The organism is Alteriqipengyuania flavescens, assembly GCF_030406725.1.
Taxonomy (GTDB): Bacteria; Pseudomonadota; Alphaproteobacteria; order Sphingomonadales; family Sphingomonadaceae; genus Alteriqipengyuania_B; species Alteriqipengyuania_B flavescens.
Genome location: NZ_CP129107.1, coordinates 2344551 through 2358592 on the forward strand (window position 1 = coordinate 2344551; position 14042 = coordinate 2358592).

At 61.5% G+C, this 14042-nt stretch carries 14 protein-coding genes and 1 pseudogene; 10 read left to right on the forward strand and 5 right to left on the reverse strand.

The window, feature by feature from the left end; translation table 11 throughout:
* The first annotated feature begins 231 nt into the window (after window positions 1–231).
* A complete protein-coding gene (locus QQW98_RS11985) occupies window positions 232–864 on the forward strand; it encodes a tyrosine-type recombinase/integrase (protein ID WP_290135168.1) in 633 nt (210 codons plus the stop codon).
* Between the two features lie 185 nt (window positions 865–1049).
* Here the strand turns inward: QQW98_RS11985 and QQW98_RS11990 are convergent, their stop codons facing one another.
* The 4 genes from QQW98_RS11990 to QQW98_RS12005 form a co-directional block, all read right to left on the reverse strand.
* Window positions 1050–2069: an SDR family oxidoreductase gene (locus tag QQW98_RS11990; protein WP_290135169.1), complete on the reverse strand. Its 1020-nt coding sequence runs from the start codon at window positions 2067–2069 to the stop codon at window positions 1050–1052.
* 474 nt (window positions 2070–2543) lie between these two features.
* Window positions 2544–3044, reverse strand: coding sequence for a hypothetical protein (locus tag QQW98_RS11995; protein WP_290135170.1), 501 nt, complete (start codon window positions 3042–3044; stop codon window positions 2544–2546).
* Between the two features lie 357 nt (window positions 3045–3401).
* Window positions 3402–4601: a tyrosine-type recombinase/integrase gene (locus QQW98_RS12000; RefSeq protein WP_290135171.1), complete on the reverse strand. Its 1200-nt coding sequence runs from the start codon at window positions 4599–4601 to the stop codon at window positions 3402–3404.
* Between the two features lie 267 nt (window positions 4602–4868).
* Window positions 4869–5960, reverse strand: a complete 1092-nt coding sequence (locus QQW98_RS12005; protein WP_290137061.1) for a helix-turn-helix transcriptional regulator — start codon at window positions 5958–5960, stop codon at window positions 4869–4871.
* Between QQW98_RS12005 and cysD the strand changes: the two genes are divergently transcribed.
* From cysD to QQW98_RS12045, 8 genes and pseudogenes are all read left to right on the forward strand, one after another.
* Window positions 5934–6854 carry a sulfate adenylyltransferase subunit CysD gene (gene cysD, locus QQW98_RS12010; RefSeq protein ID WP_290135173.1) on the forward strand — a complete coding sequence of 307 codons (921 nt, stop codon included), beginning with the start codon at window positions 5934–5936 and terminating at the stop codon, window positions 6852–6854. The genes QQW98_RS12005 and cysD overlap by 27 nt on opposite strands.
* Entirely contained in the window at window positions 6854–8764 is a 1911-nt protein-coding gene (gene cysN, locus QQW98_RS12015; RefSeq protein WP_290135174.1) for a sulfate adenylyltransferase subunit CysN, read from the forward strand. Before cysD ends, cysN begins: the two co-directional genes overlap by 1 nt.
* 11 nt (window positions 8765–8775) lie before the next feature.
* Complete coding sequence (locus tag QQW98_RS12020; RefSeq protein ID WP_290135175.1) at window positions 8776–9504, forward strand: 3'(2'),5'-bisphosphate nucleotidase CysQ; 729 nt, start codon at window positions 8776–8778, stop codon at window positions 9502–9504.
* Window positions 9505–9558: 54 nt separating this feature from the next.
* Window positions 9559–10827, forward strand: coding sequence for a 3,4-dihydroxy-2-butanone-4-phosphate synthase (gene ribB / locus QQW98_RS12025; protein WP_290135176.1), 1269 nt, complete (start codon window positions 9559–9561; stop codon window positions 10825–10827).
* Complete coding sequence (gene ribH, locus QQW98_RS12030; protein ID WP_290135177.1) at window positions 10827–11246, forward strand: 6,7-dimethyl-8-ribityllumazine synthase; 420 nt, start codon at window positions 10827–10829, stop codon at window positions 11244–11246. Before ribB ends, ribH begins: the two co-directional genes overlap by 1 nt.
* An 8-nt stretch (window positions 11247–11254) precedes the next feature.
* A complete protein-coding gene (locus QQW98_RS12035) occupies window positions 11255–11404 on the forward strand; it encodes a hypothetical protein (protein ID WP_290135178.1) in 150 nt (49 codons plus the stop codon).
* Window positions 11405–11599: 195 nt separating this feature from the next.
* Window positions 11600–11749: a hypothetical protein gene (locus QQW98_RS12040; protein ID WP_290135179.1), complete on the forward strand. Its 150-nt coding sequence runs from the start codon at window positions 11600–11602 to the stop codon at window positions 11747–11749.
* A 15-nt stretch (window positions 11750–11764) separates the two neighbouring features.
* A pseudogene (locus QQW98_RS12045) lies at window positions 11765–11983 on the forward strand (EamA family transporter); the annotation flags it as partial.
* Window positions 11984–11995: 12 nt separating this feature from the next.
* Here the strand turns inward: QQW98_RS12045 and eno are convergent.
* The gene (eno, locus tag QQW98_RS12050; protein ID WP_290135180.1) at window positions 11996–13279 is read right to left on the reverse strand and encodes a phosphopyruvate hydratase; all 1284 of its coding nucleotides are present in this window, start codon (window positions 13277–13279) and stop codon (window positions 11996–11998) included.
* A 153-nt stretch (window positions 13280–13432) separates the two neighbouring features.
* Between eno and QQW98_RS12055 the strand changes: the two genes are divergently transcribed.
* Complete coding sequence (locus QQW98_RS12055) at window positions 13433–13984, forward strand: hypothetical protein (protein WP_290135181.1); 552 nt, start codon at window positions 13433–13435, stop codon at window positions 13982–13984.
* The last annotated feature ends 58 nt before the right edge of the window (window positions 13985–14042 follow it).

The following is a 14042-nucleotide window of genomic DNA, read 5'->3' on the forward strand; positions in this document are numbered from 1 at the left end:
TCCGCGCAGCAAGGGGGGGGGGAGGCGACAGACAGCGGAGCCGCCGTGGAGACGTTTCGCTGCTTAAGAAACGAAGGAAGCGCGAATTTCCACAGCTGCGAGCAGAATTTCACAAAACTCAGTGTCGGTTTGTGCAGGCCTGTTTACCAAAAGCCGACTTTCGCAAATCGGCCCAGAAGCATCCATACTCGGCGTTCTCTCATCGGCCAATCACGGCCGAGGAGATGAACCATGGGATACTCTCGATTTGACACCGCCATTCAGGCTCGCCCGGCATGGAACGCCGGCAAGAACGTCGGCACCAAGCGACCGCTGACGCAGAAGCAGATTTGGGCAATCCGCTTTCACCTAGATCGCGAAGGGCGGCTGCGGGACAAGGCGCTCTTCGACCTCGCAATCGACAGCAAGCTGCGCGGCTGCGACCTGGTGAAGATCAAGATCGGTGATGTGGTGGCCGGCGCCGAAGTTCGGCACCGAGCGATCGTGATCCAGCAAAAGACCAATCGCCCTGTCCAGTTCGAGCTTACCGCGGATGTCCGTGCGACGTTGATCGCTTGGCTCGAGCGCCGAGGAGGTTCGACGCATGAATATCTGTTTCCGAGCCGCATTGATCATCATAGCCACATGAGCACGCGCCAATATGCCCGCCTGGTCGATGAATGGGTGACGGCCATTGGCCTGCGCAAGGCCGAGTACGGCACGCACTCACTGCGGCGGACCAAAGCTGCGATGATCTACCGGGCCACTGGCAACATCCGGGCAATTCAAATCCTGCTCGGTCACACCAAGATCGAAAACACGGTTCGATATCTCGGCGTAGATGTGGAGGACGCCTTATTGCTGGCAGAGCGGACGGAGATCTGATTTCCCAAGCGGCCGGCTGAAGATTTCGGTCGGCCGCTTTTAGCTAAATACCAGAGTGCAATGATTGACCGACTTGGGGTGGCAAGCCGACAGTCCGCAGTTAGCTCAAGGCGTGGCTTGATCGGGCGTACAATTGGTACAGCGCTCCTAATACCCGCCTTCGCCTACTTCGATACGGCGGAGCACTATGCTCTCGCTTTCGTACTCCTTACTGCCCATACGCCCGCGGCAATCACAGCAGCCAACGTTCCGGCGGTTGCCCAGGGGTGCCGGCCAGCGGCGGTGGTAACGGTGAAATGCCTGCCATGCTGTTGGCCTTCGACATCCCCATCATTGCCTTGTGGTTCGTAGAGATTGCCTTGTTGCTCGGGTATCGGTTTCTCTCTGTCGATCAGCTTGTCAGCCATTGTCGCGGCGATCCTGTCAAACAGGCGAGGAAAGGCTGCCGAACCGAAGATCTGGAACTTGCCGGCACCGCCGACGACTACGTCCCGGCGTGTATGTTGGGCGGCGTCGAGTATCGCGCGTGCCACCACTTTTGGGGCGTACACCGGCTCCGGTAGGCGCGCCTTGAAGCCTGTGGTGTTGCGGGCATGCTGCGGAAAAGGTGTGCCAATGGCGCTGGGCTGGATCAGCGTAACCGAAACGGGTTCGCCATTCATTTGCAGCTCGATCCGAAATGAATCGGTAAAACCTTTCACGGCGTGCTTCGACGCGTTGTAGGATGCGAGAATCGGCCCCGGCATATCCGAATTTATCGAGCCGACATTGATGAGCGCGCCCCCGCCCGGTCTGTCCTTGAAATGGCGCGCCGCGATCACCGAACCATATACGACGCCCCAGTAGTTGGTATCGAAGATCTTGCGGTGATCCTCCATTTCGAGGTCCAGAACCTGGGCGTAGACGCCTATGCCGGCGTTGTTCACCCAGCTGTCAAAGCCACCGAATTGCTCGATCGTCTTATCGGCCAGCCGCTGCATATCCTCTTCAGCCGAAACATCGGTGACGACATAATCCACCGTTCCGCCTTCGCTGCGAATATCAGCGCACACCTGCTTGAGTGCGCTCTCATCACGGGCAGCGAGCATGACCGTGGCACCTCGGCTTGCGGCCATCTGTGCAGTGCATAGGCCATGGCCGGACGTCGCACCGGTAATGACGATGACTTGCTCATCGAGCGGCTTTAATTTCAGCTGATTTTGCATGGCAAGACCTCCGGATTTTCAAGGGTGACAAACACTTACGAATTCCGCCCACCAAAGTTCCTCTGGAATGACGCTTCCGCCCGCAAGGCTATGATGTCCGCTTTCAGGGAGACGGCGGCGAACCTTCAATGACCGGGATTGAGGTCGTTTGCGGATCGTCGGCTTTCGCTGTCGCGGCACCCGCGAGCGGACTAACCGCTTCCGGCCCAGAAGCAGAAGGGCAGCAAAGCGCCCTAAATCTCGACCACCCTCCCATCCCAAAAGCTGCCGTTCGCTTAGGTCGTTGCAAGGGCTGCTGCTGATGACGTGCGGCCTTTCCCTTACAGAGGCAGGGCCAGAAAATTCATTTACGGCAGCGTCGCCTTGATCACAGGCCCTGTGGCCGCGTTGCCATCTATGGCCATGACTCAATGCCCGGTGCCAATGCGACGCCCGATCCTGAAGTTCTATCCGAAGTCTGGAATTGCGTTTGGCTCACGCCGCTTGTTCGCTGGGCTTCTTCATCCAGAAATAGGCTTCCTTGACGCTAGCAGCGTCGCCAAGGTCAATCAGCATTGAACGCTCGATGGTGATATCCTGCCCTTCAGCCCACGCGCGCGCCGGATGTCTTTCCGGGAGCCTGGCGGCAACATCGGCGGCAAGCTGTGGTGCGCGCTCGCGCAACGCCCCAGCCAGCAAGATACGACGATCGTCGCTCTCTGCCAGGCGATCCGCAAGGGCAATGACGGTCTCATCGCTCCCCCGAAGGCCAATACTCCAGACATGATAATCAGCGATCATCGCCGGCAGTTTGGCTACCATCGACACGGTAATGAGCGCCACCGTCACCTCTTCGAGACGCTCAAGATTGTCAAGGAGAGCGGCTGCCGCAGAGCTGCCGACCACAATCCTTTTACCCTTTTTGGACATGGTTACGACTTCGGCTCGACGATGCGCGCTGCCATGCTTGACCACGCAACTCAGCAGACGGTCCATGAGGCCAATGTCCTCGGTCACCCAAGTCAACCAGCGAGTCCTTTGATGTGCCGCCCATGGCAACATCCAGGATCACTTCCACGCCGTTGAAGCCGCCAGGAAACAATGTGGAAGGCATCAACGGCCCCCAAAAGGCTACCGCAAGCTGATGTGGCCCGGGGCCACGGCAAACTTTTGCAATGCACTCGGCTAGCGCTGGCCCACTCAAAACTTTCATCAGCTACCCCTTTTGCGGGGCACCTTACAACGCTCCGTATGTCATAACTGGCAAGAGGATCTTCCATCGCTCCTCTTGCAGCGCAAACGCGCAACTCCGCCTTCCCGACGCGACGAGAGCTCATCGATCATCGGTCGCGATTACCCGCTTTCCCTTGTTTCCGAACTTGCCCCTTCCCCACTATGGCGCCGCACCTGCTCACCAATCAAATCGGCAGCTCGCAATGCCGGATCCTTATCGAGATGAGCATACCTCAAGGTAGTCTGCACCTGGGTATGGCCGAGCAGCCGCCCGACGATAGCAAGGCTCGTACCAGAGCCCAGGGCCAGGCTTGCGGCCGTGTGCCTCAGGTCGTGTACACGAACACCTTCAAGCCCAGCTTCCGTACAAATGCGTGCCCACGGCTTGCGCAGATTCTGGATATGCTTTCCCGCCGAACGGCCTGGATAAATGTATATCTGGCCTTTGGACCTTTCATGCTGGTCACGAAGCACCACGATAGCCGCTTTCGATAGATAGATTGTTTTGGCGCCTGTCTTGCTCTCTGGGAGCGCTATGATCTGCGCATCCCAGTCCACCCACTCCCACTTGGCGCTCGCTAGCTCGCCTGACCGGGCTCCAGTAAGCAAAAGCAAATCCAGGATGCTAACAGCATGTGCCGTGATTTCGCTCCGCTCAAGGAGACGGGAGGCTGCATCCCGCACAGCAGCTATCTCATCAACACTGAGGAACCGTTGGCGCGGTTGCTCCCGGAATTTGCTTATGTGGCGGCATGGATTGGTGCCTTCCCGCAACTCCCACTCTTCCGCCAGATTCATAAGTTTGGACATCAATGCTAGGATGCGGTTGGCCTGATAGGGCGTGCTGGCCAGCCTCTTGTGAAAAGTATCGATATCGCCGCGGCGGATGTCCTCGAGCTTGTGACTGCCGAAGGCTGGCATCAGCCGGTCGTTCCAAATGGTTTGGTAGTTGCGCCTGGTGGACGGTTTTTTCAGCCCGAGGTGATCACGCTCGTATCGACGCCACACATCAGAAAGGGTCGGCGCTGATCCTAAGGCTTGGCGAGCTGCCTGCGGATCTTCGCCATTGGCAACAGCGGCCAGCTTTTTCATAGCCAGCGACCTCGCCTGCTCCGCGGTCACTGGCCCATGTATGCCAAGGCCGAGAAGGCGTTGCCTGCCCGCTCGGCCTCCATGCGTACGGTACTTTAACACGTATTTGCGCTTGCCGCTCGGCAGGACCTTGATGCCGAAGCCCGACACCTTTTCGTCCCATACGTACTGAGGTTGCCCAACCGGAATCGGCAATGATTCGACCAATGACTTCGTGATCCGCGGCATAGAGCGCTCCCTCCTGTGCGAAAGCAGCTGATGCCAAGAATTGGGTTAGCCGACAATCAAAATAGCAACCACATAGCAACCACCCCAAAACGAGATTGGAGGTATGACACAGGAAACCAACGTACCGACAGGAAGGGACTTAGCACTCTATCTCAGGGAGTTAGGGAGATGCTACGTAATCCGGGGTAAAAGGACGAATTCAGTTTTTACCCGACTCTTAATCAGCGGGTCCTAGGTTCGAACCCTAGTGCGTCCACCACCCCCTCTTCAAGCCATCGCCAGGACACTCGTCAGAACGTGGCGGACAAGATCGGCTTGCCCGCGTGCGCCCGTCTTTGCGTAAATCTTCTTGGAATAATTGCGCGCGGTTTCGACCGTCAGCCCGTGCTCGGCTGCAGCCTCGGCGATCGAAAGGCCTTGCGCCATCGACCACGCCAGTCGGGCTTCGCTGCGTGTGAGCTGGAACACCTCGACCAGCTGGTCGTGTCGATCCGCCGAGGATGTCCGGTCGCCGCGAAGATAGACGGCAGCCACAGCATCTTTCCCGGCGGTGAGCGCTTCGACGCGGTATGGCGAAACGAGAATATCTACCCAAGGGTCACGAGAAAGATTGATGGTGCGCGGCCGGGCGTCGGGGTCGGCAGCGCAGGCTGCCACGTGCCTGGTCAGTTTCCGGTCCGCTTCGGCAGAAGCCGGCATCAACCGGTCGTACGGACCGCGCCGCAACAAGCCGGATCGTGCCAGGTTCTCCCCTGCCTGCTCGTCATGCTCGACGATCCGGCATTTCGCGTCGAGCAGGATCCAGCCGAAGTTCATGCGCCGCAGCGCCTCTTCCTTCACCGAGGTCCGGCCGCGTTCCTGTTCGAGTGCTGCGAAAACCCGGACGGCCGATTTGAGGTGCGGTACCAATGCGCCGAGAAGGGCAGGAGCGCTGGAAGCTAGCGCGCTTCCCCGTACCACAAGCTCGCAAGACAAGGCGTCGTCCTGCTTCCATCCGACAATCCGGACGTCCTCTGCAAGGCCGACTTCCGGCCCCGCATATGCCCTGCCGTCACGCAAGCCTTCGGTAGGCCGGTAAGTCGGCTTAAGCTCCTTTCCGCCCAGGACAAGTGCTTCGCTACCTTCCGGAAGCAGTGCGAAGGTGGCCGTCTCCGCCCGCGTTTCGCGCTGCAAGCGGCGCAGGAATGTGCTCCACAGGGGCTGTTCGAAAACCCCCTCATGCAATGGGACAAGGAGTTCGGCCTCGCCAAGTGTAGGGATATGCATTCGCCCTCTTACACCCTCCCATTTGGGAGGTCCAGAGCGCGACGCTTTATGCCACTTGGCCGCCCCATGACCGACAGCAAAGCGCTCACCCATATCCAGCGGCTAGAGGCCGAGGCGATCCATATCATCCGCGAAGTCGCGGCGGAGGCGGACAAGCCCGTCATGTTGTATTCCGTGGGCAAGGACAGCGCGGTGATGCTGCATCTGGCGCGCAAGGCCTTCTATCCCGCGCCGCCGCCCTTCCCGCTCCTCCATGTCGACACGACGTGGAAGTTCAAGGCGATGTACGAGCTGCGCGACAAAATGGCGCGCGAGATCGGCATGGACCTCCTGGTCTATCGCAACGCCGAAGCGGTGGAGCGCGGGATCAACCCGTTCGACCATGGCCCGCTCCATACCGACATGTGGAAGACGGAGGGGCTGAAGCAGGCGCTGGACAAGTATGGCTTCGACGCGGCGTTCGGCGGTGCCCGGCGCGACGAGGAAAAGAGCCGTGCGAAGGAACGCGTTTTCTCATTTCGCACGGCCAGCCACGGGTGGGATCCGAAGAACCAGCGCCCGGAACTGTGGAACCTCTACAACGCCAAGAAGCGCAAGGGCGAGAGCATTCGCGTCTTCCCGATCAGCAACTGGACCGAACTCGACGTGTGGCAGTACATCCAGATCGAGAATATCGAGATCGTGCCGCTGTATTTCGCGGCGAAGCGACCGACCTTCGAATATGAGGGCGGCCTGTTCATGGCCGACGATATCGAGCGCCTGACCGAGGTGATGGGCAAGACGCCGGAGATTACCGAACGCTCGATCCGCTTCCGTACGCTCGGCTGTTTCCCGCTGACCGGAGCGGTGGAAAGCGAGGCATCGACACTATCCGAAGTGATTCAGGAGACGCTGCTCACCACCACCAGCGAGCGGCAGGGCCGCGTCATAGACAAGGATGCGGGCGGCGCCGGCATGGAAGTCAAGAAGCAGCAGGGGTATTTCTGATGACCGGCACGAGCTACGAGACCGACGCGCTGATTGCCGAAGATATCGATGCCTACCTGGAAACGCACCAGCACAAGACCATGCTGCGTTTCATCACCTGCGGCAGCGTGGATGATGGCAAGTCGACCCTGATCGGCCGCCTGCTCTATGACAGCAAGATGATCTTCGAAGACCAGCTCGACGCGCTGTCGAGTGATTCAAGGAAGGTCGGGACGCAGGGGCAGGAGCTTGACTTTGCCCTGCTTGTCGACGGGCTGGCGGCCGAGCGCGAACAAGGCATCACGATCGACGTCGCCTACCGGTTCTTCAACACGGAGAAACGCAAATTCATCGTCGCCGATTGCCCGGGGCATGAGCAATACACACGCAACATGGTCACCGGCGCATCCACCGCCGATCTTGCCGTCATCCTGGTGGATGCGCGCAAGGGCGTGCTGGTCCAGACGCGGCGGCATTCCTACCTTTGCCACCTGCTCGGCATCCGCAACATCGTGCTGGCGGTGAACAAGATGGATTTGGTCGAATACGGTCAGGAAACCTTCGACAAGATCGTCTCTGACTATCGCGAATTCGCCTCATCCATCGGGATCGAAGACTTCACCGCCATCCCGATCTCCGGGTTCAAGGGCGATAACATCACGTCCGCACCCAGTGCCAACACGCCATGGTACGGTGGGCCAAGCCTGGTCGAGCATCTCGAGACGGTGGAGGTACGCTCTGCTGTCGATGCGCAGAAGCCGTTCCGGATGCCGGTGCAGTGGGTCAATCGCCCCAACCTCGACTTCCGGGGCTTTGCCGGGCTGATCGCGACCGGCAGCGTGAAGCCGGGCGATGCCGTGCGCGTTCTTCCGTCCGGAAAGACCACCACCGTGAAGTCCATCGTTGCCTACGAAGGCGATCTCGACGAGGCGATAGCGGGTCAGTCCGTGACGCTTACCTTCGAAGACGAGATCGATTGTTCGCGCGGCAACGTGATCGCCGCTGCCGGCAATCCACCCCAGGTGGCGGACGGTTTCGAAGCGACCCTGACCTGGCTCAGCGACGAGGCGCTGCACGTGGGCCGGTCCTATTGGCTAAAGCTTGGCACGCAGACCGTCAGCGCGACGGTCCAGCAGCCGAAATACGAGGTCAACGTCAACACGATGGACCACCTCGCGGCGAAGACCCTCGAGCTCAATTCGATCGGCGTCGCCGAAGTTCTGACCGACAGCCCGATCGTATTCGAACCCTACACCGACAGCCGGACGCTCGGCGGATTCATCCTGATCGACAAGATGAGCAATTCCACCGTCGCGGCCGGAATGCTCAACTTCAGCCTGCGGCGCAGCCAGAATGTGCACTGGCAGGCGACCGATATCGGGAGGGAAGTCCACGCCGACCTCAAGAACCAGAAGCCGCGGGTGCTTTGGTTCACAGGACTTTCGGGCTCAGGCAAGTCGACCATCGCCAACAAGGTGGAAAAGCGGCTCAACATGATGAACCGGCACACTTTCCTATTGGATGGCGACAATATCCGCCACGGGCTGAACAAGGACCTGGGCTTCACCGAAGCGGACCGGATCGAGAATATCCGCCGCATTGGCGAGGTCGCGAAGCTGATGGCCGACGCCGGGCTGATCGTGCTGACCGCGTTCATTTCGCCGTTCCGTGCGGAGCGGCAGATGGTGCGCGACATGTTGCCGGAAGGCGAATTCATCGAAATCCATGTCGACACTCCGCTCGAAGTTGCCGAGATGCGCGACGTGAAAGGGCTGTACGCGAAGGCGCGCTCCGGCGAGCTCAAGAACTTCACCGGTATCGACAGCCCCTACGAAGCGCCGGAGAATGCCGACATTGTCGTGAACACGGTCGAGATGTCCGCCGAGGCGGCTGCCGATCACATCATCGCGCAGCTGATGCCGCTCAAGTGAACAGGGCCACGATGACCGACGCCGAACTCGCCGCCCATCTTGCTGAAGTCGCAGGCCGGATTTTGATCGAGGTCCGCGAAAGCGGGATGTTCGAAGGAAAGGCACTCGGCAACGCGGGCGACGAGACTGCCAACCAGTTCCTTTGCCATGCAATGCGGGCGGCCCGGCCCGACGACGGCCTGCTGTCTGAGGAGGAGAAGGACAATTCCGCGCGCCTTTCACACAGCCGGGTCTGGATCGTCGATCCGGTCGACGGCACGCGCGAGTATGGCGAGGCGCGCAGCGACTGGGCGGTGCATGTCGGCCTGGCCATCGACGGAGAGGCGCAGGTCGGCGCGGTTGCGCTGCCCGGGGCCGGACTCGTGCTCCGCAGTGACCGGGCAGGCGAAGTCCCCCCCTCCCCTGACAAACTGCGCATGGTCGTCAGCCGGACACGCCCTGCTGCGGAAGCCGTCGCCGTCGCGGAGAAGCTCGGAGCCGAGCTGGCCCCGATGGGAAGCGCGGGCGCGAAGGCGATGGCTATCGTGCGCGGGGAGGCGGACATCTACCTCCATTCGGGCGGCCAGTTCGAATGGGACAGCTGCGCCCCGGTCGCGGTTGCTCAGGCGTTTGGCCTGCATTGCTCGCGCATCAATGGCAGCCCGCTCGTCTACAACCAGGCGGATCCCTACATGCCCGACCTTTTGATTTGCCGACAGGAACATGCGGAAAAGGTCCTTGCGGAGATCGCCGCGCTGTAGGTAGCAATGTGGGCTGTGCTTGACGATCTCACATTTTAATGTGAGACGCAGGGCATGGAAAACGCAACCATCGCTCGAGTCCGTTCCCTTATCGAGAACGGCGATATGTCCCGCTCCGGCCTCGCCCGGGCGGCGGGTCTTCACGCCAATACCCTGCGCGATGCTACCAGTGCGGACTGGAACCCGACGCAGGACACGCTGAACAAGCTCCAGGCTTTCATCGAAGCGAATGACGACACGCCTGTCCTCGTGCCGATCGAAGAGATCATCGCCGAGGCCCGCAATGGCCGCATGTTCGTGCTGGTGGATGACGAGGACCGCGAGAACGAGGGCGATCTCGTCATCCCCGCGCAAATGGCTACGCCGGACGCGATCAATTTCATGGCCACCCACGGCCGCGGCCTCATCTGCCTCAGCCTGACCAGGGACCGGACCGAACGCCTCGGCCTCGAACTGATGAGCCGGTCCAACGGTTCGCGGCACGAAACGGCCTTTACCGTCAGCATTGAAGCGCGCGAAGGCGTCACCACCGGCATCAGCGCGGCCGACCGCGCGCGCACCATCTCGGTCGCCATTGACAGCACCAAGGGTCCGACCGAGATCGTCACGCCCGGCCATGTCTTCCCGCTGGTGGCGCGCGACGGCGGCGTGCTGGTCCGCGCCGGTCACACGGAAGCGGCGGTCGACATCTCGCGCCTCGCCGGGCTCAATCCCTCCGGCGTGATCTGCGAGATCATGAAGGACGACGGCACGATGGCGCGGATGGACGACCTGGTCGCATTCGCCCGGAAGCACGGCCTGAAGATGGGCACGATCCGCGACCTGATCGAATACCGCCACCGCAACGACCACCTGGTCGAGCGCGTTGCCGAAAGCCCGTTCGAATCCGATTATGGTGGCAACTGGACGCTCTTTACCTATCGCAACACGGTCGACGGCAGCGAAAGTTTCGTCCTGCAGAAAGGCCGGGTCGAAGCGGGCAAGCCCACCCTCGCCCGCGTCCACACGCTCTCGATCCTCGACGACATGATGGGCCGGCCGGGGCCGCGCAAGCGCATCCTGCAGCGGGCGATGGAGGAAATCGGCCGGGAAGGCGCGGGCATCATCGTCCTTCTCATCAAGCCGCGCGAAGTCGATACGATGCGCGGCGGCCGGCCCCATCCCGATGCGGAGCTGCGGCAGTACGGCATCGGCGCGCAGATCCTCGCCGACCTCGGTGTCACGGACATGACGCTGCTCAGCAATTCGCACCGTAACGTCGTGGGCATCGAAGGCTACGGCCTCAACATCGTCGGCGAGCGGCCGATCGCAGGAGAAGACTGATGGCGAAGTTCCTTATCGTCGAAGCGCGGTTCTACGGCCACCTCAACGACATGCTGGTCGACGGCGCGCGATCCGCGCTGGAGGCTGCCGGGCATGAGGTCGAGGTCCTCACCGTCCCCGGCGCGCTCGAAATTCCCGGCGCCATCGTGCTGGCGGCGGAGAGCGGCCAGTACGACGGATACGTCGCCATCGGCGTCGTCATTCGCGGGGAGACCTATCACTTCGAGATCGTGGCGGGCGAAAGCGCGCGGGCGATCATGGCGCTGACGATGGACGGCATCGCCATCGGCAACGGCATCCTCACGGTCGAGAACGAGGAGCAGGCTGTCGTCCGGGCGGATAAGGCGCAGAAGGACAAGGGCGGAGAGGCCGCAAAGGCGGCGCTAACACTGTTCGATCTCAGGTCGCGTTTCGGCTGAACCCCCATATGCCGGAGATCGCCGCCCTGCTGATGATCGTGTCGGGGGCGATCCACGCCTCGGTCAATGCGGTCCTGAAATCGGGGCCCGACAAGCTTGCGAGTCGTGCGCTGATCAACCGTACGGCGCATGGGGTTGGTTGCTCGGTTCTTTCGTAGTCCACTGCGTTTATTTCCTTGCGCTGGTGAAAGCGTTCGAAGTCGCCGACATGAGCGCGAGCTATCCAGTCATGCGTGGCACCGCGCCGGTATTCGCGTCGATTTGCGCGGTCACTACCGGCATCTTCCTCAGCATGAACCGCAAGAACCTGACAGCGCCGGCGCTGTCCTGGTCGCTGCTCACCCGGTATCGCCGTGGCCATCTACACGGTGCTCGACGCGGGCGGCGTCCGCGCTGCGCCTACGACCATGAGCTACATCGCCTGGGCATTCTTCGTGCTCGGCTTCGGTATCGGGGCAGTGTTCGGAGCGTGGCGGGGCCGCGCCTTCGTGACCTATGCGTAAAAACGCTGGAAAAGCTGCGCGACAGCAGGCGCGGCAGGCGTGGTCGGCTACGGCCTCGCCATGGTCGCCTATGCCACGGGCGACGTGCCCCGCCTCGCCCCCTTGCGCGAAAGTTCGATCCTGTTCGCGCTGGCCATTGCCGTCCTGTTCCTTGGCGAGCGTCCGGACCGCTACAAGATCGTGGGCGGCGTGGTCATGTTCGCAGGCGTGGTGACGCTGCTGTTGAGCCGATAGCGGGCGCCGCGCTCAATCGAATTTCGCGAAGGCCTCGTAGCCGGCGTAGACCGCGCAATCGCCCAGCTCTTCCTCGATGCGGATTAGCTGGTTGTACTTGGCGAGCCGGTCGGAGCGGGCGAGACTGCCGGTCTTGATCTGGCCGCAGTTGGTCGCAACCGCGAGGTCGGCGATCGTCGCGTCCTCGGTTTCGCCCGAACGGTGGCTCATCACCGCGGTATAGCCGGCGCGCTGGGCGATGCTGACCGCGTCCAGGGTCTCGGTCAAAGTGCCGATCTGGTTGACTTTCACCAACAGGGAATTGGCCAGCCCCTTGTCGATGCCTTCACGAAGCCGCGCCGGATTGGTCACGAACAGGTCGTCGCCCACCAGCTGGACGTTCTTGCCGATTTTCTCGGTCAGCGCCTTCCAGCCTTCGAAGTCGTCCTCGCTCATGCCGTCCTCGATCGACCGGATGGGATAGGCGTCGGTGAGCTGGGCAAGGTAGTCTGCGAATGCGACCGGATCGTGCGAGGCGCCCTCGCCTTTCAGGTGGTACTTGCCGTCGCGGAAGAATTCGGTCGCCGCGCAATCGAGCGCGAGGACGATGTCCTTCCACGGCGTGAAGCCGGCCTGTTCGATCGCCTTCATGATCAGGTCCAGCGCTTCGCGCGTACCGCCGATCTGCGGCGCGAAACCGCCTTCGTCACCCACAGCGGTGGACAGGCCGGCCTGCGTCAGTTCCTTCTTCAACGTATGGAAGACTTCCGCGCCCCAGCGAACCGCTTCGGCCAGGCTGCCGGCGCCGGTCGGCATGATCATGAATTCCTGGATATCGATCGCGTTGTCGGCATGTTCGCCGCCGTTGATGATGTTCATCATCGGAACGGGCAGAAGGTGCGCGGCCACGCCGCCGATATAGGAATACAGCGGCTGGCCGCGGGCGTCCGCTGCCGCCTTGGCCACCGCGAGGCTGGTGCCGAGGATCGCATTCGCGCCCAGGTTGCCCTTGTTGTCGGACCCGTCGAGCTCGATCATGGCGAGGTCGATTTCGCGCTGGTCTTCGGCATCAAGACCCATGATCCTCTCGGAGATGACCTCGTTGACGGCCTTCACCGCCTTGAGCACGCCCTTGCCGAGATAGCGGTCGTCGTCGCCATCACGCAGTTCCACCGCCTCATGCGCGCCGGTCGAGGCGCCCGAGGGGACTGCCGCGCGGCCGAACGAGCCGTCTTCGAGCAATACGTCGACCTCCAGCGTGGGATTGCCCCGGCTGTCGAGGATTTCGCGGGCGTGGATGTCGAGGATTGCGGTCATGGCAAGGGCATCTCCGTTATGGGGTTTTGCGCCGTCTAGGGGCCGGAACAATTCGTCGCAAGCACCGTTGCTATGATGACAACCGTCTGCGCGGGCCGCGTCCCACAGCGCACACGAAAACAAGAACCCGTTCCGGGACGAAAGGATTAGACAATGGCCGATACCTCCGCGACCACCCCGAAAACACGCACCACCAAGGCCCCGAAGGTGGAAACCGTCGAAGCGACCAGCGTCGACACGATGGCGGAAACCTCGCCCAACAAGGCAGAAGCCAAGGCCCGGTTTTCCAAGGCGATCGACGAAGCCAAGGCAGGCGCTGCCGCCCTGCGTGATGAAGCGAAGGTCCGCGCAGCGGGTTATCGTGAACAGGGCAAGTCGAAGAGCAGCGACCTGAGCGCCGAAGCGAAGACCAAGGCTCGCGGCCTCGCGCAGGACGGCAAGACTGCCGCCAGCGACGCTTTGTCCGGCCTTGGCCGACTGGTTTCCGAAAATGCCAGCGTGGTAGACGAGAAGCTCGGTGCGAAATACGGCGATTATGCCCGCTCTGCCTCGCGCAGCCTGCAGGAAACCTCCGCCAAGCTGGAGCAGAAGGAACTGGACGAGCTAGCCGAGGATGCCCGCGAATTCGTCCGCAAGAGCCCCGGCCTTGCAGTCGGTCTCGCCGCTTTCGGCGGTTACATGATCTCGCGCCTTTTCCGCCGTTAAGCGGTTGGGTAACAAGAGCGTGGACCAACCACAGACCGACCAGATAAATGGAGAGCCC

Excerpts from the sequence above, each read along its gene's own strand:
- QQW98_RS11995 (WP_290135170.1), bottom strand. The coding sequence starts at position 3,044 with ATGGACCGTCTGCTGAGTTGCGTGGTCAAGCATGGCAGCGCGCATCGT.
- QQW98_RS12000 (WP_290135171.1), bottom strand. The coding sequence starts at position 4,601 with ATGCCGCGGATCACGAAGTCATTGGTCGAATCATTGCCGATTCCGGTT.
- eno (WP_290135180.1), bottom strand. The coding sequence starts at position 13,279 with ATGACCGCAATCCTCGACATCCACGCCCGCGAAATCCTCGACAGCCGG.
- ribB (WP_290135176.1), top strand. The coding sequence starts at position 9,559 with ATGGAAAACGCAACCATCGCTCGAGTCCGTTCCCTTATCGAGAACGGC.
- QQW98_RS12055 (WP_290135181.1), top strand. The coding sequence starts at position 13,433 with ATGGCCGATACCTCCGCGACCACCCCGAAAACACGCACCACCAAGGCC.
- QQW98_RS12035 (WP_290135178.1), top strand. The coding sequence starts at position 11,255 with ATGCCGGAGATCGCCGCCCTGCTGATGATCGTGTCGGGGGCGATCCAC.
- QQW98_RS11985 (WP_290135168.1), top strand. The coding sequence starts at position 232 with ATGGGATACTCTCGATTTGACACCGCCATTCAGGCTCGCCCGGCATGG.
- cysN (WP_290135174.1), top strand. The coding sequence starts at position 6,854 with ATGACCGGCACGAGCTACGAGACCGACGCGCTGATTGCCGAAGATATC.
- cysD (WP_290135173.1), top strand. The coding sequence starts at position 5,934 with ATGACCGACAGCAAAGCGCTCACCCATATCCAGCGGCTAGAGGCCGAG.
- QQW98_RS12020 (WP_290135175.1), top strand. The coding sequence starts at position 8,776 with ATGACCGACGCCGAACTCGCCGCCCATCTTGCTGAAGTCGCAGGCCGG.
- ribH (WP_290135177.1), top strand. The coding sequence starts at position 10,827 with ATGGCGAAGTTCCTTATCGTCGAAGCGCGGTTCTACGGCCACCTCAAC.
- QQW98_RS12005 (WP_290137061.1), bottom strand. The coding sequence starts at position 5,960 with ATGGGTGAGCGCTTTGCTGTCGGTCATGGGGCGGCCAAGTGGCATAAA.
- QQW98_RS11990 (WP_290135169.1), bottom strand. The coding sequence starts at position 2,069 with ATGCAAAATCAGCTGAAATTAAAGCCGCTCGATGAGCAAGTCATCGTC.